At 36.5% G+C, this 22992-nt stretch carries 15 protein-coding genes; 2 read left to right on the top strand and 13 right to left on the bottom strand.

Features of this window, described 5'->3' with window-relative positions; all coding sequences use genetic code 11:
- Positions 1–25: 25 nt before the first annotated feature.
- The 9 genes from fsrA to IGL80_RS06320 form a co-directional block, all read right to left on the bottom strand.
- Positions 26–757: a response regulator FsrA gene (gene fsrA, locus IGL80_RS06360; RefSeq protein ID WP_078126945.1), complete on the bottom strand. Its 732-nt coding sequence runs from the start codon at positions 755–757 to the stop codon at positions 26–28.
- A 418-nt stretch (positions 758–1175) separates the two neighbouring features.
- Positions 1176–3143, bottom strand: a complete 1968-nt coding sequence (locus IGL80_RS06355; RefSeq protein ID WP_085366417.1) for an amidase domain-containing protein — start codon at positions 3141–3143, stop codon at positions 1176–1178.
- An 81-nt stretch (positions 3144–3224) separates the two neighbouring features.
- Entirely contained in the window at positions 3225–8852 is a 5628-nt protein-coding gene (locus IGL80_RS06350; RefSeq protein WP_164979391.1) for a TIM-barrel domain-containing protein, read from the bottom strand.
- A 514-nt stretch (positions 8853–9366) separates the two neighbouring features.
- The gene (locus tag IGL80_RS06345; RefSeq protein WP_002361986.1) at positions 9367–9762 is read right to left on the bottom strand and encodes a hypothetical protein; all 396 of its coding nucleotides are present in this window, start codon (positions 9760–9762) and stop codon (positions 9367–9369) included.
- Between the two features lie 47 nt (positions 9763–9809).
- Complete coding sequence (adhP, locus tag IGL80_RS06340; RefSeq protein WP_002374623.1) at positions 9810–10826, bottom strand: alcohol dehydrogenase AdhP; 1017 nt, start codon at positions 10824–10826, stop codon at positions 9810–9812.
- A gap of 208 nt (positions 10827–11034) precedes the next feature.
- Positions 11035–12015 (bottom strand): DUF916 and DUF3324 domain-containing protein, encoded by a 981-nt coding sequence (locus tag IGL80_RS06335; RefSeq protein WP_085366453.1) that lies wholly within the window; start codon positions 12013–12015, stop codon positions 11035–11037.
- 98 nt (positions 12016–12113) lie between these two features.
- The gene (locus IGL80_RS06330) at positions 12114–12665 is read right to left on the bottom strand and encodes a hypothetical protein (RefSeq protein WP_010820888.1); all 552 of its coding nucleotides are present in this window, start codon (positions 12663–12665) and stop codon (positions 12114–12116) included.
- Complete coding sequence (locus IGL80_RS06325; RefSeq protein ID WP_025189861.1) at positions 12658–13017, bottom strand: hypothetical protein; 360 nt, start codon at positions 13015–13017, stop codon at positions 12658–12660. Before IGL80_RS06325 ends, IGL80_RS06330 begins: the two co-directional genes overlap by 8 nt.
- Positions 12993–15653, bottom strand: a complete 2661-nt coding sequence (locus IGL80_RS06320; protein ID WP_085366421.1) for a bacterial Ig-like domain-containing protein — start codon at positions 15651–15653, stop codon at positions 12993–12995. Before IGL80_RS06320 ends, IGL80_RS06325 begins: the two co-directional genes overlap by 25 nt.
- A 227-nt stretch (positions 15654–15880) precedes the next feature.
- Between IGL80_RS06320 and IGL80_RS06315 the strand changes: the two genes are divergently transcribed.
- Together IGL80_RS06315 and IGL80_RS06310 are read left to right on the top strand one after the other, a co-directional pair.
- Positions 15881–17338, top strand: coding sequence for a helix-turn-helix domain-containing protein (locus IGL80_RS06315; RefSeq protein WP_010710266.1), 1458 nt, complete (start codon positions 15881–15883; stop codon positions 17336–17338).
- Positions 17339–17446: 108 nt separating this feature from the next.
- Positions 17447–19369 (top strand): FUSC family protein, encoded by a 1923-nt coding sequence (locus IGL80_RS06310; RefSeq protein ID WP_085366423.1) that lies wholly within the window; start codon positions 17447–17449, stop codon positions 19367–19369.
- Between the two features lie 184 nt (positions 19370–19553).
- Here the strand turns inward: IGL80_RS06310 and larE are convergent, their stop codons facing one another.
- The 4 genes from larE to cbiM all read right to left on the bottom strand — a co-directional run bounded on the left by larE (position 19554) and on the right by cbiM (position 22982).
- Positions 19554–20390, bottom strand: a complete 837-nt coding sequence (larE, locus tag IGL80_RS06305; RefSeq protein WP_002374609.1) for an ATP-dependent sacrificial sulfur transferase LarE — start codon at positions 20388–20390, stop codon at positions 19554–19556.
- Between the two features lie 105 nt (positions 20391–20495).
- Complete coding sequence (locus IGL80_RS06300) at positions 20496–21209, bottom strand: ABC transporter ATP-binding protein (protein ID WP_002394538.1); 714 nt, start codon at positions 21207–21209, stop codon at positions 20496–20498.
- Between the two features lies 1 nt (position 21210).
- On the bottom strand, positions 21211–21996 hold the full coding sequence (locus tag IGL80_RS06295) for an energy-coupling factor transporter transmembrane component T family protein (protein WP_085366425.1): 786 nt from the start codon (positions 21994–21996) through the stop codon (positions 21211–21213).
- On the bottom strand, positions 21996–22982 hold the full coding sequence (gene cbiM, locus IGL80_RS06290) for a cobalt transporter CbiM (RefSeq protein WP_085366427.1): 987 nt from the start codon (positions 22980–22982) through the stop codon (positions 21996–21998). The genes IGL80_RS06295 and cbiM overlap by 1 nt, the downstream gene beginning before the upstream one ends.
- Positions 22983–22992: the final 10 nt, after the last annotated feature.

Below are 22992 nucleotides of genomic sequence, written 5' to 3'. Positions count from 1 at the left end.
TTCCTTAATTAGTCATTATCCCTCCCTAAGTAAGAAATAGTGCCTTGACCTGAGTATAATATCTTCTTGAGACTGGTACTTCCGTTCCGTCTCTCATAGTTAAAAGATGCGTTTTATAATTTAATTTTGACGCATATTTTTTATTGATGATGATTGATTGATGAACTCTAATCAAATCTGGATGCAGTTGTTCAATTTTTGATAACGTTCCATAAAATTCTCTTTTAAAATTTTTACCAACCATTGATACACGATGATCGTATTCCGTTTGAAAGAAATAAATATCATTAATATCCATTTTTATAGAAGACGCTTTTAAGTTAATGATAATATATTCACTTTTTGTCTTTATATTTTCTTTTTGTTGAATATATGCATCGACACATGTTTCGACCTCTTTTTGGAAATCTAGAAAATCCACGTTCTTTTGAATAAATTGAAGAGCTGAAACCATATATTTGTAGGAAGTTAAAACTAATTCTGTGTGAGTAGAAATAAATACAATCAGACTTTCACTGTCTGTTTTTCTGATTTCTTTAGCAACCTCAAATCCTGCCTGGATATGATTGTTCATTTGAATATCTAGGAAAAAGATATTTAGTTGGGCGTCCTGGTGTGCCACTTGTAATAATTCATCTGAACGTGAAAATAAATGGATTGTTTCATTATAAATATTTCTTGAATGTAGGATATTTGTTAACAATGCTTCTAACGCTTTTGCTTGAATAATTTGGTCTTCTAATATATAAATAGCCATTTGTTCACTCATCCCTTTCTCAAGAAGATATAAAATTACACAACAAAAGACAAATGATTATAATGTTCAATCAATTTATACACCAATAAAAGAGATAAAAAATTGATTGTCTGTTAGTATATTCACATAAATTTAGTATAGCGATTTCAGTAGTTTACTGCAAACAAAAACATAAAATAACAAAGCATCAAGAAAGAGTACTTTGGACTATTCATCTTTTTCTAACGAATCATGAGGACGATTGTCTCTTCGTTGATGAAAAACAAAGAATCAACCGCCAAACTGTTCTTGTCATTTTATACATGACAAAATCAATTCATTGGTCGATTCTGGTTATTTTAATTTGTTAGTTCACACATGGATCATTGTGCTAACTTTTTACTTAAACATCCACATTTCTTCCTGTTGAATGAGTCGCTTAAGCGCCAATGTAGGTCACGCCACTACTATAAGCAATTGCATTAGGTAAGACACGATACGAAATCGTTTGATCATTGATGACATTGCTTTCAGAAATAATGATTCCATCAGAAGTGACCGCTTCAACAAAAGCAACATGTCCATATTGATTATCTGCGTCAGCAACTCCTGGTTGGAAACTAATCGCACGACCAGCTTTAGGCAATGAACTAACTTGATAGCCTAATGCACGTCCTTTTCTTCCCCAGTCACTGCCATTTCCCATAAATTCATCCACAGAAGTGCCCAACTGTTTGAAACGATTATAGACATACCACGTACATTGGCCCACGGGATAGCTACCACTCCGATTATAATTGATCCCATCATAGACTGGAAAATGCATTTGTTGCTGTTCCGCTTCCGACAGCTCATTTTTAGATTGGATAATCAAACCGTCTGCTGTTTTTGGTAAATCAAATTGCGTTAAGTTATAAACCGCAATTAACGAATTTAATTTATTATCGTATTGCTTGTCTGTTGCATATTTACCTGTTAAAAAACGCGTTGCTTGAAGGTAGTTTTTGGCTTCCGAACGCCACGCTGGTTTATAAAAATCTTGATTTCCGTCAATCCCTTGTCGGAGTAATTGAACATAATCTTGCAATGAGTCATTATAGCCACCGTAATCGCGAAACCCAGCGGAAATTGTATAAAGTTGGCCCCTCTGATCAGCCTCTTTTGTTGAAAAGCTAACACTATTTCCTTGGAACGAACCTTTCACGCCAAAGAGATTATAATAAGGTTCTTTGGCTAGTTGACTTTCGCCAGAGCCACTTTCTAAAATAGCCTGAGCTATCATCACTGATGCAAAAACATCGTATTTTTCGCCAAGTTCTCTGGCTGTCTCACCAATTTTTTTAATAAACGCTGTGGTTTGTTCTGACTTCTGCATTTCAAATGACGCACCATATGTTGCTAAAACTTCTTTGCCATACTCCGTTAATGTGAACTCCTTAAAAGGATTAGTCACTACCAAGCGTTTTTCCTCTTTTGAGTCTGGTTGTTGTTTGGCAGTATAGATATTCTCTAACTGACCAATTACTTCTGGTTCCTCTTTAGAATCCGCTTCCGCTGCGGCAATTAAATATTTTCCTTGGCCAAGATAAACACCATTTTGAAGCGTTTTTCCTTCAGCTGTTTGCCAAAAAATCAGATCACCAGGTTCTGCCTCCTCTATAGAACGAACTTTACCAAATGTCATTTGTTCTTGCGGTGTACTGCCAATGTCTATTTTAAATAATTGTTGGTAAATTTTTTGGGCAAGGAAACTACTGGTCAATGCTTGCTCCGTCAAATTAAATTCTTTTTTTGTTTTCCCAACGTGTCTTAATGCTTCAGCCACCACGACTGCCCGTTTCTTTTCGCCAAAAGACGACAACAGTGGAAGTTCGTAGCCTTTTAAATTTGAAGAAGCTATTTCATCTACTTTGAGGGACGGATTTAACGATACAGCCTGATTTTCTTCAACAACGTTATTGGTGGCTTCAGGAACTTGAATAGGTTCTTCAGGTTCTTGCTTGGTCACAGGAACTTGTGGTGGTTGCGATTGTTCAACAGGCTGCGTGATTTCTGATGATACCGTTGGCTCTGTAGGTTCTTTTTTTGTTTCAGAACTAGTATTTGTGGTTGTCGTTTCTGTCGTTGACTGACTCGTTGATTCGGTAGTCGTATCGGTAAAACTACTTGATTCAGATGACGAACTACTAGTGGTCGTTGTCGATGTAGTAACAGTTGTTTCGGTTGTTTCGGTTGTTTCAATTACTTTTTCTTCCGAAGTAATTGTCGTTTCCGAGGACAGAGCTGTTTGTAGCGAGCTACTTGGTAATTCTGCAGCCAACGTAACAACTGGAGCGACTTCCAAACTCAGAAGAACGAGAATACTTGTTAAAACAAGTAGTTGATTCTTGATTTTCTTTCTTTTCATTCGTAAAAATCCTCTCCTATTACATACTCGCGCATTTGCACACTGTTTTTGTACAAATGCGCCTTGTAAGTTAATGATACGCTAATTTTGGTCTTTTTTATTTTTGAAGAATAATTTTCCTAAACCAATACTTACTATCAATAGAAAACCACTAATTGACCAGATTGGCGAAACAACTTCATTTGCTTTTGGCAAAGTACCAGAAGTGGTGGTTTTCGTTGTCGTTCCACCTGCTGCTGTGCCCTTTCCTGGACTGGTTACGCCACCAGTCCCGCTAACCGTGCCATGATTTCCATTGTTGCCTGTAGAGTTGCTACTGATTGGCTCTTCTGCCATTGCTTCAATGGCTTGTGCTAAAATACTTAAACATTTGTCCACAGCTTCTTGCGTCGCATTTGGGTCCTCAACAAGTGCTTTTGCTTGTTTAATTGCTTCAGCTAAAGCTTCTTGCGATGCTTTTGTAAATTGTTTTCCTGCTTTAGGTTTCAAGGTTTCTGCTTTTTGAAGCAGTTCTCTCAACTTTGTTTTATCCGCTTGAAGGACTTGTTCCTCTAAACTATCCAAAGCAGTTTTTACATTTTTTTCAGCAGTATCAATTTGTTCTTGCCGAGCATTTTTATCAGCTAAAATCCCTTCCGCTTGGTCAATTGCTTCAGTTAAGCGCGCTTTAGACTCGCTGGTAAATTCTTTTCCGGCAGATGGTTTGATTGCTTTTGCTTTGGCTATCATTGCCTCTAAGGCTTTTTTATCTGTAACTAACGCTTCTTCTTGTAACCCATCGATGGCACTAGTTAATTCAGCAACCGCTTCATCAATCATTTTTTGATTAGCTGCTGGGTTTTCCAATGTGTTTTTAGCTGCTAAAAGCGCTTTTTGTAAATCTTGTAACGAGGAGGCAGTAAATTGGTGCCCTTCACTTGGAGTGACTTGCTGCGCTCGTTTGACAACTTCTTGTAATTGGTCTTTATTTACAAGGGGTACTTCTTTTAATTGAGCCATTGCAGTTTCCAATGCGTTTAGAGCCTCTGAGACTTCTTCTTTTGTCGCCGTTTCTTTCGCTACGATTGCTTCAGCCGCTTGAATTGCTTCTTGCAATTGTTTTTCTGTTTCTTTTGTAAATTGGTATCCTTCTTCCGGCTTTCTTCCTCGGGCTTGAGCGATTTGCTCTTTTAAGGTTTCCTTATCAACGGCGACGGGTTGTTCTTTTAATTGTGCAATTGCTTCACGCAATGTTTTAGTCGCTTGGTCTATTTCTTCTTGAGTAACTTTTTCTTGAGCAAATACTTTTTGAGCTGCTGCTAATGACTCTTCGAGAACTTTTTTAGTTTCTTCGGTGAAGTCTTGCCCATCACTTGGTTTTTTCGCCAGCCCCTCTTGAATTGCTTTTTCTAAATCAGCTTTATTCGCTACATCAGGCATTTTTTCCAACTGACTTGCAGCCTTTTCTAGGTTTTCCACAGCAGCAGAAACGTCTGTCTGTGTGGCTTGTTCATTGGCTAGAACAGCTACTGCCTCATCTAAGACTGGTTTAAAAATTGCCCAAGTTTCAGGCGTATATTCTTTTTCGACACGTGCTTGATTTAGCGTAATTAGCGCTTGTAATAACTCTTTATCTACTAGCTCTGTGGGCTTCACTGTTACAGAAAAATCTGAAAGTGTGGCTTGTTGGAATCCTTGGCCTACTAATAAGCCTTGACTCATATCAAATTGTAATGGCTGCTCAACAGTTGTCGCATGTTTTACGCGAGTTGTTTCTTTTACTTTAACTTTAAAGGTAACTAAGTCCATTGAACCATTTAACAATTGTTTATTTCCTTGATTACTAAGAACTAAATATAGATTCTCCACATCATTTGAATGTTTCCGATATTTAGAATAATTTTCCATTTGTTGTGTATTATTCGTGGTTGCAGGCTGACCGACAAGTTCAAATTTGCTAGAATCAAAGGACATTTTGGTGCTTAACGCATTAATGTTTTTTAAGTCTTGACCTTTAAGTGTAAAGGTTAATGTATCGCCAGAAAGATAGGTATCCTTGCCATTTTCATTAACCACAGCAAGGGATAAACCGCCCGCAATTTCTTCGACATCAGGTATCTCAATCCCGCCATCTAATTGTCGTAAAACATAACTGATATCATAAGCATCAATTACCCCATTTTTATTTAAATCACCTTTTTCAACATAGCCATTAAAGTCACTGTCCACAGATTCTAAGCCTGTATAGTTTCGATAACTCATTGCATCATTTTCATCAATCGTTCCATCGTTAGTAATGTCTCCATGTAAGATTCCTTCTGTTCCTGGTTGTTTGTAAAAGAGCATCTCACGACCAGAGCCAAAATTACCCACCGATTTTAATACCTTCATTTCAACAAAACGATACGCTTGGTCCTTCGTTTCAATGGTTTTTGTCAAAGCATCTTGCTTCCAGTTAATAGGTTCTGAAAACTCTGTCCAATTAGCTCCATCTTTCGACGTCCGATACTGGAGCTGCAAAATATTTCCGTTGCCGGCATTGTCTCTTGGCAAGTATTCAATTTTATCCATTTGATACTCCGCACCAAGATCAAATTTTAAAGTCAAGAAATTTCCATCACTTGGATTAGCGATGCCGGTTGACCAGTTCGTATGCCAACCTGTACTCAAATCTTTATCTGTTAATTTCTTCAATTCTGCGCCTGGTTGTTCTGGTAAATTACTTGTTGCTTTGACTTGATTAATTGTTTCTTTATAGGGATCATCTTGTGTTTTTCCTTTAATCGGTTCACTCCATTCAGAGACCCCGTTTTTTCCAACAGCTCGAACTCGAAAAGTATGTTCGCTTAGGAAGGAAAATCCATCAAATGTTGCTGTATTCGTTTGAATATTTCCGAAAACAGTCCCGTCACGCTCTACTTCATAACTTGTTGCCTCAGTTACTTGATCCCATTGAAGAGTCAAAGAAGATGGCGTTGTTTTTTCTTCATTGATTGCGACATTTGCCGGAATAGTTAACTGGTCATCGACCGTTGTATTTCCTCCGTCAACCGTTCCTTTATTAATGAAACCTTTGACAGTTATTTGAACATCTTTGGCGGTCACAGATTGTTTCGCTAGTTTTACTGATAACGCTGATTGGTTCAGTTTTTCTCCTGAAGCTTCAGAAAGATACTGATTCACTTGGAATTCTTTATCAAAATAATATAGATTTGTGCCAGCTAAAAATTCTTCTTTATTAGCTGCTTGTTTCAAGGTTACTTCTGTCCCCCCCACCATTGCTGTTACGCTTTCGGGCGCTTCTGAAGCTAACAAATCAAGCGTGGTGCTTCGTTCATCAACAAAGTCTTTATAACTTCCTTTTGTCGGTTCGATAGTAACGGTCAGATCCCCTTTTTCGTTTGATTTAGGGCCTTGACTATTTATTTTAGTCGTAGCTGATTGCCCAGCTTCATAACTAGTTGAAATTCCGTCATCTTCATACATATTAAAAGAAGTGGCGCCATTTGGATAAATCAAGAAAGATCGTTGATCCCGTTGGATTTCCTTTGGATTGTTGTTTGGATTCGTCATTGGGATAATACTGCCATCTTTGACGAAAACGGGCACCTTCCACAGCGGTGTTTTTACTCCATTTAAGACACGGCCACCTTGATATTTTTCGCCTGTAAATAAGTCAACCCAGACTTGTTTTTCATCTGGTAAGTAGATTCCATCACGGATTGAATTTCCTGCCTCATCTTGATTGCTATTATAAATTGGGGCAACGAGTAAATTGGGTCCCCACATATATTGGTATTGAGAATCTTTTGTATATGCTGTTCCTTCATTAGGAAATTCTAAAGCCATGGCCCGTACCATTGGTAGTCCATCAACTGATTCCTTGGCAATACTGTAGTTATAAGGCATCATCATTGATTTTAATTTTAGATACGCTCGGTTCAAATCTGTGGCTTCTTGATCAAAAGCAAATGGCGTTTTCGGATTGGAGCCCCAGCCGTCCATATTTAGCTGCACTGGTGTAAAAGTTTTCCATTGGAAATCACGTATGTTGACCTCTTTATTTTTTCCACCAAAAATTCCATCCATATCTGAACCGACATTTGGTTGTCCAGACAACGAAGTCCCGATATATGTTGGGATATGGAAGCGAATATATTCCCATTGACCACCCGTTTGATCGCCTGTCCAAATACCAGCGTGCCGTTGGGTTCCGGCCCAACCATCTAATGAAACAATCATCGGACGAACTGCGCCGTCTGTTTCTTTTACAAAAACATTCGCGGCATCTTCTACACCATTTAAGCCAAAGGAATACCCATACCCGACCCACGCCACGTCAGTTTTGAGAGCTTTAACACCAGCGACACTAACTTCTTTCGCAATATCCCGTTCTCCTTTTTTAGGATTTTTAGGATCCGCTGGATGGAGATTAGATTGAGTCCACAGCCCCACTTCAACACCATTGGCTTGAGCATACTCTGTAAATTCTTTTAAGTTTTGTACATCGCCGTCCAATGAATCTGTTTGGCCATAGCCAGCACCGTAGCCGTCATTTGGCAAGAACCACCCTAACGGCATATCGTTTTTCTTATATCGATCAATAACTGCGCGTGCAGAAAATTGATAATTCTCTTTTTCTCCATTTAAAGATTCTAGCGTGCCATTTAAGTTTCCTAGATCGCCTGGTTGGTATTCTTTGTAAAAATTACCATCTTCAAACTTAACTGCTCCCGCGGTTCCTTCTGCTACTTTTACCCAATAGTCCCGATTATACGCGTTTAAATGCGCTTCATAGAACCCGTATTCTGGCATCAAAGCTGGTTTCCCGGTTAATTCATAGTAATCTTTTAAAATACCTGCTGAGGAATCATTAAAGAAATAAAAAGCATCAAAATCTGTTCCTTCGTGCGTTGTTGTGGTTGTTTGTGGATCATGACTTCCAAAATCATAGTTGCCAGGTTTCCATGTATTTCGAACAACGCCATACCCTGCAGTTGACCAATAAAATGGGTTAGGCGATGCTACTCCGCCATCTACCCAATTGTTCGTATTGACAATCTGGATAGCTGTTCCTTTATGCGTAAATCGACCATTTTGAGTTCCTCCGCCAAAATAATTTTCTTGACTACTTTGTTTTAACGTTTGTGTAGCTTTATCATTTTTAAAGGATAGCGGAGCGGTTTCTTCTAAAATAACTTGATTCTTTTTCTTGTCTAGAACCTTCATTAAAGCGCTTTCTTTTTCGAATATAATTTTTAAACCATTATTTTCTAGAATAAATTGGTTTCCTGAATCTGTGATGTTCGTTTGCTCAAAGGCTTGTGTGCCATAGTCGGCCATTGTTTTAGCCGTAATTTTCGCAACATGCTTTGGATCATTTGGCGTTGGATATTCTTCAAATTTACCAGTTGGATCTAGATGATAGCGAAAAAGATGGTCGTTTAAAATACTAATTTGTGCTTTTTTTCCAGAAGCATACGTAATGACAAAGTTTTTCTCCGCTTTTTCAATCGACACAATTGCTCCGACTGACGTTGCTGAATCAGCTACGTCTTCTTTTGCTGTTTGCTCTTGCGCATCAACCACTTGAGAATCCATCGTAACAAACGAATGGAACGCCAATACAGACGAACTCACTAATAAAAATGTCAACCAGTGCTTTTTACCGTAAATTTTTTTACCCTGATACTCTTTGTTCATTTTTTCCTCCTTAAAATTGCTCCCCATAGAATAGTTCCGACACAATTACTCGCAAAATCCAAAACCCAACAAAGTTTTATCCAGATGAAAAGTCATAAAAAGTCATAACGATTTTCTTAGTTTACTGAGACTGTTAGAAAGTCAGTTTCAGTAACCCCTTCATAAACACATCCTTTCAATAAATTATTAAATGAAAACAATCTATTTTCATCTTATATAAAAATTTTAGTACAGAATCACAATTTCCCGATGAATGCGTTTTCATTTGTTGACTACCAATTTTTCACTTTTTTAATAACATAATTATCGTATGATGGTTTTTTTGTGTTTGTCAACGGTTAATTATAGCAGCCACCATTAACAAGTATTAACCCTTGATAAACCTGTTAATTCACTTATAATGATGATTTTATTGCAAAAATATCTACATCAGAAAAAGAAAGACTTTTTTCAAAAATCTAATACCTGTTGCTCAAATCTAGTCTATTTAAAAATAATCAACACCCTCCTGCTCAGCAAGAGGGTGTTGATTACTCGTTTTTTAGTGATTGATTTGACTTGCTGGTGTGAAAAGCAAACTAATGATGATGCCAACTATCAGTACCGCTAGCAATATAAAAATTAACTTTCCAAACCGGTGATAGGGATTGATCGAAAGCCCAATCCCATAAACTTTCGGAACCCACAAAGGAGGCGTTGGATTATCTTTTTGATCTTTATAGGCTATCTTTAAAATCTGCCACGCAAAATACAACAATGGTAAAACCATAATTACCCCAACTATACCTAGCCATTTTGCTAATAAGTCACTAGTATGCAAAAGACTGATTGTCAGAATTGGTACAAACAAAAGAATAAAGCTAATTGTGGCTCCCACTTGTGCTTGTTTAAGCAGTCGTCTCTCACGGAGAGTAAGATTCGCAAACATTCCATCCATCCTTTCATGGTTTTCAGATTAAATCAACGAATCACTAAAAAACTAAATTAACTGCGAAAATCAATGACCATGCGCCCGCGAATTTTTCCTTGTTCCATTTCTTCAAAAATAGCATTAATTTCTTCTGGTTGGCGTGTTTGACAAACAGGAACAACTTTTCCTTCTGCACCGAATTGGAAAGCTTCGCTTAAATCTTGACGGGTTCCAACTAACGATCCGACTACGTGAATGCCATCAAGAACAAGACGTGGAATAGATAAATCCATTGTCTCAACAGGTAATCCAACGGCGACAACCGTTCCTCCCGCACGGACTGCATCGACTGCGCCATTAAATGCTGATTTAGCTACCGCAGTGACTACTGCTGCATGGACACCACCAATTTCTTTTTGAAGTTGTGCAGCAAAATCAGGATCTTTAACTGGATTAATTAAAAGATCAGCACCCATTTCTTTCGCAAAAGTTAACTGATTATCATTCACATCAACAGCTACTACTTTTGCATTAAAGACATGCTTGGCATATTGTAAAGCTAGATTACCTAGCCCACCTAATCCTGAAATCATTAGCCATTGACCTGGACGAATCCCAGATTCTTTTATCGCTTTGTAGGTTGTTACCCCTGCACAAGTAATAGAGGAAGCTGGCTCTGAGGCTAAATTTTCTGGCACTTTCACTGCATAACCGTCTGTGACGATGCATTCTTCGGCCATGGCACCATCAACTGTATATCCAGCATTTTTTACTGAACGACAAAGCGTTTCTCGACCAGAAGTACAATATTCACAATGCCCGCAGCCTTCATAAAACCATGCAACAGATGCACGATCACCAATTTTTAAACTAGTAACGTCTTTTCCAACCTCCGTAACAATCCCAATTCCTTCATGTCCTAAGGTACAACCGCTAACATCGCCAAAATCTGCATTCTTAACGTGTAAATCCGTATGACAGACACCACAGACTTCCATTTTCAACCGCGCTTCATTATCTTTCAATGGACGCGATTCTTTTTCAACAATTTTTGTTGTTTTTCCTTTTGCTGCGACAATTGCTTTATACATGGTTCTTTCCTCCTTGTTTCTATTGTGAATCATTGAACAATAATAGTATAATACTACTTTCCAAAATAAGGAACACCAATGACTTGCGTAAATTAACGCTAATTTGACAGTTTATCCTTGCTAGACAGTTATTCTTCCCTTATGTCATAGATAATTCATACTGGCATGATTTTTTCTGCATAATTGTCAACTATTTTAAAGGCAGGTTTTACAACCTCATTTTTCCCTTCTTTTTTCCCAAGATATAGCAGACGGTACCTAAAATAACTAGAATTAAAAAGGCCATGAGGTACTTAAGCCAGTGAAGGTTTTTGACTTTATGATCAACAGAACGCTTATTATACTGATCAGCTTGCTTTTTGTTTATCGTGAAATCTTTTGAGAACGTCCAGCTCCCCTCATGGTTTTTCAACTTAATGGTATAGGTATAGTTTCCAGGTTTAAACGAATCTTTCAGTAAAATAGGCAGATCAAACCTTGTGTTTGGTGCAAAACTAAGATTATTTTTCTTTTCGTGAATGATCGTTTTGTTTGTTCCTTTTTCTTTAACAAAAAAATCTCCTTCGACTTTTGACAATAACTTCCGCTGTGGATTTTTTATTTCCATCGAAACAGTATTGTGGCGGTTAATTTGCCCAATTTTAACAGAACCACTTTCCAATTTTGCAGGTATGGTCTCTGCTGTTTCATTCACCCGAATAGCAATCGTATGCATATAAACATTTTGAATCCCACCCTTGCTTTGGTCCCCAGCTATCTCTACAGGTCGAATCGTCACTCCACCTAATAAAATTCCTGAGAATAACTTTTCTGGCATCGTTATTTGAAAATCAATCGTTTGTGATTGTTTACCAGGAACACTAATGTCCTTCCTATTGGGACTAATCAAATCACTAAGTACCAAACTCATCGATGGATCTTTTTCAAAGCTACTTTTTGTATAGTCAACTATCCCATTACTATTTGTTGTTGCTGTATTTACCTGAACTTTAAATTTTTGAGGGTTCGGCGTAGTATTGGTTATCGTTAATTTGAATGTATCTTTTTGTTTCGGAGTTAATGTCATATCAAAAAAATTACTGGTTTTGTTATTTTGAGTTGCTCCGAAAACGGGTGTGACTGTATATGCATTCGCATTGTCAATTGTTGCTGAACTATTGGTATTAGACGGCTCTGCCCAGGCACGCATCGCTCCACCTAAACAGAGAATAGTCAATATAAAAAGTATCTTTAAAATTCTTTTCAATTTATCTGCCTCGTTTTCTTACATCGTTTTATGTTAAATTCTTAGGCGGGTGCTCCATCGATGGCATTCCAGACGATGGTCCCAGAGTAGGTATTTGCAGCAATACTTTTAGGTATATTTAACGTTGCATTTAAATCGGCTGTCGTGACAGTGTCTGATAAACGGATATCACTTTTATCTAGCGAAATAATGGTTGAAGCATCTGTGGTTAAATCAACGCCCGTAAAGGTACCTTTTTCAGAAGATCCGTCAGGTTTTTTAGTGTCTAAATGAAGTGTCATTCCGTCTAAGCCAGTGACACCTTTTCCTTTATCTTCTAAATTCGCTGTCAGATACCAACCTGTATTCGTTGTCCCACGATTATCATTAATGATAAGTTGCGACTTGCTTTGATCTGGTTGCGTATGATCTTGGCCGTCTTTTGTCACCGTCCCAAAGTTAATTTGTGCTAATGGTGTAATGGTTAATCCGCCACCCAAAATCGACACATTCGCTGTGGTATTGGTATTATCAGCCGCATTCACAGTTTGTTGTCCAATTAAAAAAATCCCCGTTCCTAAAGTGACAGTTAAACCAATTATTTTTTTATTCATTATTTTTCCTCTTTTCTTTATAAAGTCCGACGATTAATGTACTTCCGAGTACCACGATTCCTAAAATCGTCTCTTGAGACGTAATCTCGTTTGTTTTTGGTAAAAAATTAGGTTGTCCTCGTGAAGTTGGCATATCGTTAGTCTGCGGTATAAGCTCATTGGGATGTGGAACAATATCCTCACTCTCTTTCACTATTACCATGACTTTTGTGCCAGCTTGTGCGTCAGCTGTCTTGTCTTCAGCTTGTGCTTGAATTGGCAAACCGAGAATAAAGGCAACAAACAATAAATCATAGATAAACCATTTCACAGCTATTCCCTCTTCCCTTACGGTGTTGCTTCTAAGTTCCAAATTAACTGAGCTTCATATTTATCAGCAGGTGTGACTTTTGAAATAGTTAATGTGGGCAATAATTGTAATTTCGTCAAAACTTTTTTATTTTTGATAGATTGGTTACTTACATCAGCTACTAATTGTTGCTCATCGTTAACCATAATATTTTGCTCAGTTGTTACATAATCGACTGACTTTGGATTTAGCGTGAGATCAAGCCCTGCGTCTTTCCACGCTTGTGTTTTCTGATCATTTAAATTATAGGCTACTTCAAGCTGCCAGCCAGTTGTCCGATTAGGATCCCCCGTATCTTCAATGTTCATCTCACAATTTTTTAATGTCTGTGTTTGATCTTGGCCATTAAATTTTACGTTCTCAAAAGGCATTAGTTGTTCAGATAAGTGATAAAAGTCTAGACGATTAGAGTAATAGTAGGTCCAATCAACAGTAATACTTTTACTAAAACCTACTATTTTAGAGATATCATAAGTAATTCTATAGATGCCTGCTACTTCATCGTTTACCTGCTTAGGCGTATAGCGAATCGTTATCTTACTATAAGGAATGGACTGTCCATCATTATCTGTTGCACTATCAAAAAGACGTTTTGGATCGAAGGGCGTCCCCACAGAAAAGCTGCCGTTATGTGCACCAATATGAGCTGAAGAGGGAATGACTTCTAGTGCAGTCTGCGCCTCTAATCCTAGGTAGTTATAATCAATTTCATATTTACCAACCACTTTTGTATCTACCGCATCTACTGGGACCTTTTGCTCTCCGTCCAGTTTATATATGGTGACACTTACGTCTCGAAAATCACCTTTTTTACCATCTGGTGTTTGTAAGCTAGTCACTTCACTTTCTGGTTGCCATTGAGTATATTGATAAATCGTATCTTGAGATTTAACTTTAATTTGCGCTTGATCAATGTGCACAGCTAAACTTTTCTCATTTGAGTAGCTTTTAGATGTATCATCAACATCAAGAATTCTAAATGTTAATGTGTAATCTCCTGAAGTTGGTAAAGCATCTGCTAAACAGTTAAAACTAACGCAATCATCTGTGACTGGTAAATTTTTTAAATCTTGCTCCCCAATTTTATGAAAATCAGTTTGGACAGCACCTGAAATTTTTTCTTCAATCTGAACTTTTCTAGTTGTCGGAGCCTTAACGGTTAGTTCTACTGGTATCTTTTGTTGCGGGTGAAATGTTGTTTGACCTTTAACAAAAGCTGCCTTTTCTAAACTTGGCACTTGGTATGGATCTGTTGTGACGCGCATATATGTTTTATCTGTGGGCTCTGAAGAATCCGTTCCTGGCGGATTGACTAACGGCAGCCCACAACCATCTTTGCCACTAAACAAATAAGTTGTTAACCCGTTTTGCTGTTGTGAAGAGACATTCACATTGGCCTTAGGATCAACTGTGTGAGTATGAAAATTAACTACGCGCGCAAACCGTTGAGCAACATACCCATCTGTCCAATTAAGCGGATTGTCTTGTCTTTGGTTCATCGTAAACTTTGGTGATAAAAAATCCCCTGGTAACATCGTTTTGCTTTCAGGTATTTCAGGATATTTAGAGGCATCTTGGGTATTGTAATTGGATAATGGATTGTCTTTATCGCCGCTGTCCCATGGCGAGATATAAGAAGACCAAGTAGCCACTTTTCCAGTGATTCCAGTGATAATTTGATGATTCAAATTATTTGGATCTTGCTTTGCTGCTGCCGCTAAACTTGTCGCACGTAACCACATGTCCGGACTAAGCAATATCCAATTATGATTAACCGTATTCGTTGTATCTGATTCGTAAGTTCGACCAAAAAAATCTGCCGACAACGAAAATTGATCACTTTCAGTGCCATCCGACAAAACATTTGATACTGGTAAGCGATGTTTCGTTAAATTTTTATTGAGGGAATAATCCTTTGAATCGCCATCCTTCATTAAAGTAGCTACATCTAAATCAAAATGAAGTTCAAATTTTATGGCCGATTTGTCAGGTTCATGTCGCCAAATTTCATAAAGTTTAGTAAAAGAAAAATTAATAGTGTCCCCCCGTTCACAAAACATCACCTGATGCTCAGTATCAATTCCGCTATAATCTTGATCAGGATCACCCCATCCCAGTGAACCATCTTCTGAAGAACCGTTAAACGTCCGCATTCCTTTTGTGTTAACAATTGGTATTTGTGTGTTTTTTTGTCCACTAATTGAATAAAAATTTTCTGGATTATCCGCAAAAGCCTTGTCATAAGCCGCTTTAAAATTATCTGCACTTATATTTTCTGGCAAATGAAACATCAGTCCATATTGCATTCCTACAGTACCAAAAGAAAGAAACTTCAATGCTTCTGTATGAGAAGTGTCCACTGTTCCGTATAATTTTACGTGTAATTTCCCTCCAAATGATCCATCAGGACCACCACCACCGTCATGGCTTATCTCCATTCCATAAGGTAAATCAGTTCTCAAATCAATGGCTATCCCTCCCGCTTGATAGAGCGAAGCTGCCTCGCATTCTTGAAAATGCACGCTCAAAAAACAAGAAATCGATACCAATAGTAGACAAGAGTAAAAGAAATAAGCAATGCTTTTTTTTCTTTTGTAGGTTGGCATTTTCATTTTTAATTGTTCGTTGATTTTTTTCATTGCTTACTCACCTTGACCTTTTTTGGAATTAGAAACTAAATAATAATTATTCTAACTACTGCTAGCTTATCAACATTGAAATTGCTTTGCCACACACAATTAATGTATAAGGCTGTACATTAATTGTGATGGCCGCTTCTTATTGCGCTTGTGTTAACATATCAATACAAAAATTTAAAGAAAGTAGACTACAATGAACCTAAATTTTACTTTTGGAGGTCCATAACATGTTTCCATCCTACCTAACGAATGAGCTAGAAATTTTATTTTACATAGTGAAGCGAGCTCATACGTCATTAAATGAAATTTCTTCCAATTTAAAAATTTCAAAAAGAACGGTCAAGGAAAATCTGATAAAAATAAATCAAGAATTCGAGGATACTTATCAAATCCAACATTTTATTGTCTCTAACAATAATGGCATTGTTTGTGTAAATCCAGCGTACCGAAAAAGCGCGGTCGAATACGCCTACACGTTAAAACTCAATCTTTTAAAAAACAATGTACAATTTAATTATTGCGTACAATTGGTCACACATTCTTCCATTGATAAAAACGAATTAATTAAAGTTTTATATATTTCTGAACATTATCTGGTAAAAATCACGAAACAACTGAATAACTTTTTTAAAATTTTTGATATAGTAATCGTTAGTATTAAGGGTATTTATCAATTAACTGGCAATGAATTATCGATTCGAGTGTTTTCTTTCATTTTCCTACAAGATTCCTTTCAAGAATTGGCTTGGCCTTTTTCTAAAATAAGTCTTGAAGAAATAAAAAAAAGTCTACCCGATGAACTTCTTGAACGATCCTATAAAAATGTCCGAATGAAGAAAAGAGCGTTTTATATTTTATATGCGATATTTAAAACTAGAACAAGTGCACAAAACTTCTTAAAGATGCCGCACTCTAAAAACCTGCATTCTTTTTTTATTCTGATCAATCAATACAGTCATGTGACTTTATTTTTTCTTGAACACTCTTTCGCTGACATTCAATGCGAAACAAGAAAAACTGAAATTTTATACTTTAATTTTTTATCTCGCATTTTTATCCCTTATATCTTTTCGGAAAAGCAAACGAAACAAATAGAAAAATTATTTATAGAATCTAACCATCCTTATTGTGTCTTATCAAAAAAATTATTTAAGCAAGTAGCCTACTTACTGACAAATCAGCATGATTATCAATACGTTTACTATCTTTCTATTTTTAATGCTTGGTACTTTTTAACGGAGGGCAATTATTATACTTTTTTAACACTGTATTTACCGCAGCCAGAAATTTGTACTCCGTCAGATGTGGCATACTTTAATCGAATAAAACGAACGGTGGCAAAATTAGTTCACCAAGAAACGCATTTAGAGTTACTCAGTCAACTGCTTTACACATTGTCTGTGTCCGAAAAAAAAGTACAAGTGAGAATCTATTTACAAATTATCAAAGATTTTTATGCAAGTTATTTTATTAAAACACGGTTATCCTCCTTATATAATACAAACGCAATCTCTATTACCGAAGACTTCACAAATGCGGATATCATCATCACAGATTCCTTCGAAAAAGCTACTTCTAATCAAGATATTTTCTACTTAGATTCCATTGAAAATGAAGAAAGTTGGCATGAGCTTACAGAATTTATTCAACAAAAATATATGGCTAAACTTAATGTTGGCTTATAATTGTGAGTTTTCTTAAAAAGAGCAAATTTGAAAAAAAATTTTAGAGGTGTATACTAGCAGAGGAATAATTTTTTAGCTTCTAATAAATTTTTAAAGAAGGAATGTTTTGTGAAATTATCTATCAAAAATTTTTTTGAGGTCTTCTTAGAATCGTCTTGGGCGTATAGTCGCCCTATACTAACTTTTGATACAAGACAGAACTGGTTTGCCCTTGTTCTTAGTATCATTATTGCAAATGCTGTTGGTGCTGTTCTAACAATAGTCTTTCCTTTCGCTTTTGTTTTAGTAAATGTTGGTAGCTTTTTGGGCACTGTAATTTGTGTCTTGCCACGACATGGCTCTCCACAAAGAAGTGCCATAGATGGTATTTTAATGATTTTTCTTGGTGCCAGTCTGGGGATACTTTTACAGTCGTCAAGTATATTCATTATTTTATTATTCGTCCTTGGTTTGTATTTTTCAGGGATTGTGAGAAACTTTAGTATTGGTCTGTATATTCGATGTCTCTTTGGGACCATTTCTTTACTAGCTGGTGCGCAATTAAAAGGCAATTTGTCTATTGGTCAAACTTTTGAAGGTCTGGGTGCAATAATTTTAGGTATGTCCATCCTTTGTTTGTTCTATTGTCTTTATTCTAAGCCGCAAAATAATGAAGCACGAAAATTAGTAGCCGATTTATATGAACAATTATATTTATTAGCACAAGGAAAACCCGCACGCTATGTCCATTCCAGAATAAAAGTACGCGAATCTGTTGAAACAATGCCCTGGGTCAATCATCAAAAAACACCATGGATTTATCCCTTGGTTTCACAAGCAGATGCAATTGCAGGCTCGTTAGATTCAACCAATGCAGCTGAAAATCTTCCTGCTTTAAAAGCAATTCTACTCTTTTTAAAAGGAGAACAATTAACCCTGCCTCTTCAAGAATTTGCTTCAGCAAACACCGAAATAAAATCAGCAATCCTTCTGATACAAAACGAACAATCCTTTAAAAAAATCTCATTTAAATCTTTCTTACCCACAAAAGAAGGACTTGCAGAAGCCACAGAGATCCTTCATTCTTACAAAGGCAGCTCTGCTAGATTCGCAATTCGTTTAGCTTTAACAGGTTTAGTGTGTCATTTTTGTTCGCTTATACTTAATTACATGTACCCTTTGCCTTTAGCTAATCACGAATTCTGGGTAGTTATTTCTGGTTGTTTGATGGTTATGCCAGGTTATCATGGTACACTCGGCAAAATCACTTCAAGAACTATTGGTTCTATTTTAGGTGGTTGTTTAGGCATCTTTTTGTCTCAATTAATTGCTAACTTAACAAACCTAAATCCTTTATGGCCAATGCTATTGTCTTGTTTGCTAGTTATATTGTATGAAACCGTCCGTAAATTAAGTCAAGCATTTCTAATGCTAAGTGTGACCACTTGGTTAACTTTCACATTAGGTGGTAGTTCTGCAGGCTATACAAGAGTTTTTGATGTAATTATTGGTGCGCTGATTGCTTTTGTTATGTTTTTTATTTTCCCAACATGGCATAGTCAAGTATTACGTAAAAATATCAATAGTTGGTCAAAAACGATCAGCTCTATTTTGCTAGCGTTAATCAATGAAGAGACCACGTTACCAAGTGATGCTTGGGTACTAGCTTATCGAGTACAACGTAGAGTAAACTATTCTATTCAAGAAATTGTTCTTGAATCTCCTATTTATAGTAACGATGCCTCTGCTGAAAGCTTAATGCAACAAAAACAACTAAATGATCAACTGTTGGAAATGCAAACTGCTATGGAAGAGCTTCTTTTAGAACTTATGAAAACACAACACTACTTAAAAAAATTAACGCCAGTTAGGCCGGACACACTAAACACTGAGTTATTTAACTATTCACAGCAAATACTTTCACTCACGAATCCCAAAAATAATCGACTAATCAACCAGTCCAAACAATCCATTTATTTTCCTCAAATTGAACAATCACTGGTAATCTTAAAAAATTCTACAGCTAATTTCTTTTTAGCAAATATCAAATGATTAAATAGACAAAAAGCCTAGGAAAAATCCAAAGGGAATTTTTCCTAGGCTTAAAAGTTAATAAACTACTGGCAGAGTAATCAATGAAAACAACCGACCTAATCGAGCAGAAAACTTGGTTTTTGTAACGGAATACCCCTGTCCTGACTCCGTTACACCGACTCAATTTTATAAACTTATCTGTCTAACATTCACAAAAAACTTTTTTTTCAGTTTCTGTGAGGATATCATTCATTCGGCCAGATTTAAATCCTTCTAAGTCAAAAGTTACATAATTAAATCCTTGTTTTTTAAGATAATCTGCAATTTTTTCTCTGTTTTCTAATAACAGAGAAAGTTTGTCTTCTGGAATTTCAATCCGTGCTAAATCATGATGTGCTCTGACACGGACAATTGGAAAACCTATTTCCCGTAAATATTTTTCACTAGCAAATACTTGATCAATAGCTGAGCGTGTTAACTTAATGCCATAAGGAATTCTTGAAGCAATGCTACATGAGGCAACTTTACTCCAATTGGAAATACCTGCGTCTTTAGCAAGTTGACGTATTTCAATTTTATATAATTTAGCTTGTTGTAGCGGACTGATGACCCCTTCTTGATCTCTTGCTCTTAATCCAGGACGAAAGTCAGTATTATCATCCATAATCATCCCATCGGCCAGAACATCAAATCCCTCTTTCTGAATAGCCGAACGAATAGTTTTATATAATAATTTTTTACTGTAGAACCAACTATTAGGGTTATTTGCAACAATTCTATCATCCGCTAATTCGCTCATTTCAAGGCCTAACACATTTGCTCCCAACCCATTAGCTAAATCAACCGCTTTATCAAACTCATCATCAGAAAATAATTCTGAATTTACAACAACCGCAAGTACATTTTCAGCACCTAAAGTGTCCAAAGCTTTTTTTAGCAAGTAAGAGCTATCAATTCCACCTGAATATGCAACAGCCAACTTATCCATTTTTTGTAACTCGCGAACTAAATTTTGTTCTTTCGTTTTCATGACAGACATTTAAACCATCTCCTATTGATTTTCTTTTACATAATTAATTATAGACATCTCCACATTAGAAAAAATCACGATTCATAGTATCAATTATTGTCAATATTTGTACACTTAATACCGTTTTAAATGTTGTAACAAGTTAGCATTGGCTTCTATCTCTTCCTTTGAGTACCTTGTGACAACCGAATCAAACAATAAAATGGAATCAGCTTCCTCGCAAATACTCAAATAGTCATGGGTGGAAAGGATAATTGTTTTACCAAGTTGATGCAGATTTTTTATTATCTTTTTAAATAATTTTTCCGATTCTTTTGTCAACCCAGCAAACGGCTCATCTAATAAATACACGTCTGGATTCATTACTAACAGACTAGCAAAAGCCACTTTTTTCTTTTCTCCTCCCGATAATTGATAAGGCACTTGATTGCTTAAATGGGTAATTTTTAATAAATTCAAACAATCATTAATTCTTTTTGCTGTTTCATGCTCGGATAGTTGGAGCTGTCTAGGGCCAAATGCCAATTCGTCATAAACTGTTGCATTAAATAATTGTGTGTCCGTCTCTTGAAATAATATACCCAAATGAGCATAATACTTCTTTTTATGAATAGGGTCTTTTTTCCAGGCCGTTAATGATTGTTCCATAAAATAAATCGTTCCCTCGGAAGGTTTTAAAAAACCTGCGAGCAAATTTAAAAAAGTGGATTTGCCACTGCCGTTATCTCCCATCAAAACCAGATATTCTCCTCTGGCTATTTCCAAATTACAAGGCGAAAAAACAGGCTTCGTTTGATAGCGATAAACCAAATGATTTACTCGATACATATTAGTTCCTCCCTAAATAAAGCAACCCCCCGAAAAATAAAAGATAGGCAATACTAACCAAAAAATCTTTCGTTTTTAATGGTTGCTTTACTCGATAATATTGACCAGTATATCCTCTTGCTTCCATCACCATGTTCAACTTTTTCCCATACGTAAAAGATTTTAAAGAAATAAGACTGATTAAATTACTACCCGTACTCAACTGGATATTCCCACCAACTGCTCTAGCTTCTACAGCGGCAAGCAGTTGGATTAAGAGATTTCCAAAGAAAAAGATATATTTAATCGTAATATCTAATTGTAAAAGTATTATATTCGGAAAATGAAAGATTTTTAATGCTGCTATAAATTGATTCATGTTGGTTGTTTCCATATATTGACTAATCACTATGGCTAAAAAAAACAAATGAACAATAAATAATAAACTAAATTGACCTAAAAAAAAGATCGGTAAATAGATAATCAGCGGCATCAAAATGAGGATACTAGCTTTTTTGACAATGTTTCGTAGAATAGTTGGTTTTTCAACTAAAAGTAACATGCCTAGGTAGATGCCTAAGAGCCACAAAACAAGAACTTTTTGTGTTGTGCTGATTAAAACAATTAGTAAAAAAGTACTGATCAGTTGAATTGCTGGGTGTATATCACTGAGAATAGTCTTATTGCGTTTCCCACTCACCTGAAATTTATTTAATAAAAAAAGGATTCCTTTTCGATTTTTAAGCATAAAGGTTTCTTTTTTATTAGGTTCAAAGGACGTGGAAGATTCTTTCATCCATTCAGGCATCAACTTTGCCTTCTTCCATTAAATAAACGAAAAATGAGTAAAAAAACGATTATGGCTGTTACGCCACTTAAAATATACCCAAGTGCTAATGGCAGTCCTGGAATAAAGTAATCACTGAAAAGTGCATGAAATGAAAAACCATTCACCATACCTTTTGGTTGTACCGCAGGCAAATGATTCTGTTTTAAATTCTTAACTAATTCAGATAAATCCCATTCACCCCAAGCGGTGGCATGATCAATCAAACCTAATGGACATAAAATTACCATGACCAATAACAGTCTCTTTAATCGCAACAACGGAGTCCTTTTCTTCTTTTCTTCGATAAAAATTGCATCTTTTGACACACTTTTTACAAAATTATAGACACACACGGTGAAGAGACCTTCAACAATTCCTATTACTAACAGATGGACACTCATCATTGCTGGTATAGTTATAGAAAGACCATATGGGTTATAAAGTGGCGTACCATTCGCTTCATGGAATAGTAAGGGTTGGATACCTAATAATACAGAAGTAGAAAGTGCCGCAACATTTACACCAAGATACCCAGCTAAGAAAAGACCCATTGTTTCAAATTTTTTTATACGCGTAACTAGCTTATAAACTCCATATCCCACGAATGGCATCACAAACGCCATAGAAAAGGCGTTTGCACCAAAAGCTAATATACCACCATCACCAAATAAACAAGCCTGTAATAGTAAAGCCACCGAAACAGACAGCGTCGCGGCCCAAGGTCCCATCAATAATGCGATGAGAACAGCCCCAACAGCGTGCGCAGTTGTTCCACCAGGTACTGGCAAATTAAACATCATTATTAAAAATGACAAGGAGGAGGAAATCCCTAACATGGTCCCTGTATCTTTTTTTAATTTAATTTGAACGTCAACTTTTTTTACCGCGCGGTACCAGACAGGTACCATAATCGCGCCCATCACTGCGCAAGTTTGTGGGCTTAAATAATTTTCTGGAATATGCATGTTCGTCAGA

This window comes from Enterococcus sp. DIV2467a, assembly GCF_050532945.1.
GTDB classification, from domain to species: Bacteria; Bacillota; Bacilli; order Lactobacillales; family Enterococcaceae; genus Enterococcus; species Enterococcus faecalis.
This window is presented reverse-complemented; position numbering and strand designations above follow the sequence as displayed.

Bases quoted from the DNA above. Each gene is read 5' to 3' on its own strand.
- fsrA (WP_078126945.1), bottom strand. From the start codon at position 757: ATGGCTATTTATATATTAGAAGACCAAATTATTCAAGCAAAAGCGTTA.
- IGL80_RS06355 (WP_085366417.1), bottom strand. From the start codon at position 3,143: ATGAAAAGAAAGAAAATCAAGAATCAACTACTTGTTTTAACAAGTATT.
- IGL80_RS06350 (WP_164979391.1), bottom strand. From the start codon at position 8,852: ATGGGGAGCAATTTTAAGGAGGAAAAAATGAACAAAGAGTATCAGGGT.
- IGL80_RS06345 (WP_002361986.1), bottom strand. From the start codon at position 9,762: ATGGATGGAATGTTTGCGAATCTTACTCTCCGTGAGAGACGACTGCTT.
- adhP (WP_002374623.1), bottom strand. From the start codon at position 10,826: ATGTATAAAGCAATTGTCGCAGCAAAAGGAAAAACAACAAAAATTGTT.
- IGL80_RS06335 (WP_085366453.1), bottom strand. From the start codon at position 12,015: ATGCGTGCCTGGGCAGAGCCGTCTAATACCAATAGTTCAGCAACAATT.
- IGL80_RS06330 (WP_010820888.1), bottom strand. From the start codon at position 12,665: ATGAATAAAAAAATAATTGGTTTAACTGTCACTTTAGGAACGGGGATT.
- IGL80_RS06320 (WP_085366421.1), bottom strand. From the start codon at position 15,653: ATGAAAAAAATCAACGAACAATTAAAAATGAAAATGCCAACCTACAAA.
- IGL80_RS06315 (WP_010710266.1), top strand. From the start codon at position 15,881: ATGTTTCCATCCTACCTAACGAATGAGCTAGAAATTTTATTTTACATA.
- larE (WP_002374609.1), bottom strand. From the start codon at position 20,390: ATGTCTGTCATGAAAACGAAAGAACAAAATTTAGTTCGCGAGTTACAA.
- IGL80_RS06300 (WP_002394538.1), bottom strand. From the start codon at position 21,209: ATGTATCGAGTAAATCATTTGGTTTATCGCTATCAAACGAAGCCTGTT.
- IGL80_RS06295 (WP_085366425.1), bottom strand. From the start codon at position 21,996: ATGCCTGAATGGATGAAAGAATCTTCCACGTCCTTTGAACCTAATAAA.
- cbiM (WP_085366427.1), bottom strand. From the start codon at position 22,982: ATGCATATTCCAGAAAATTATTTAAGCCCACAAACTTGCGCAGTGATG.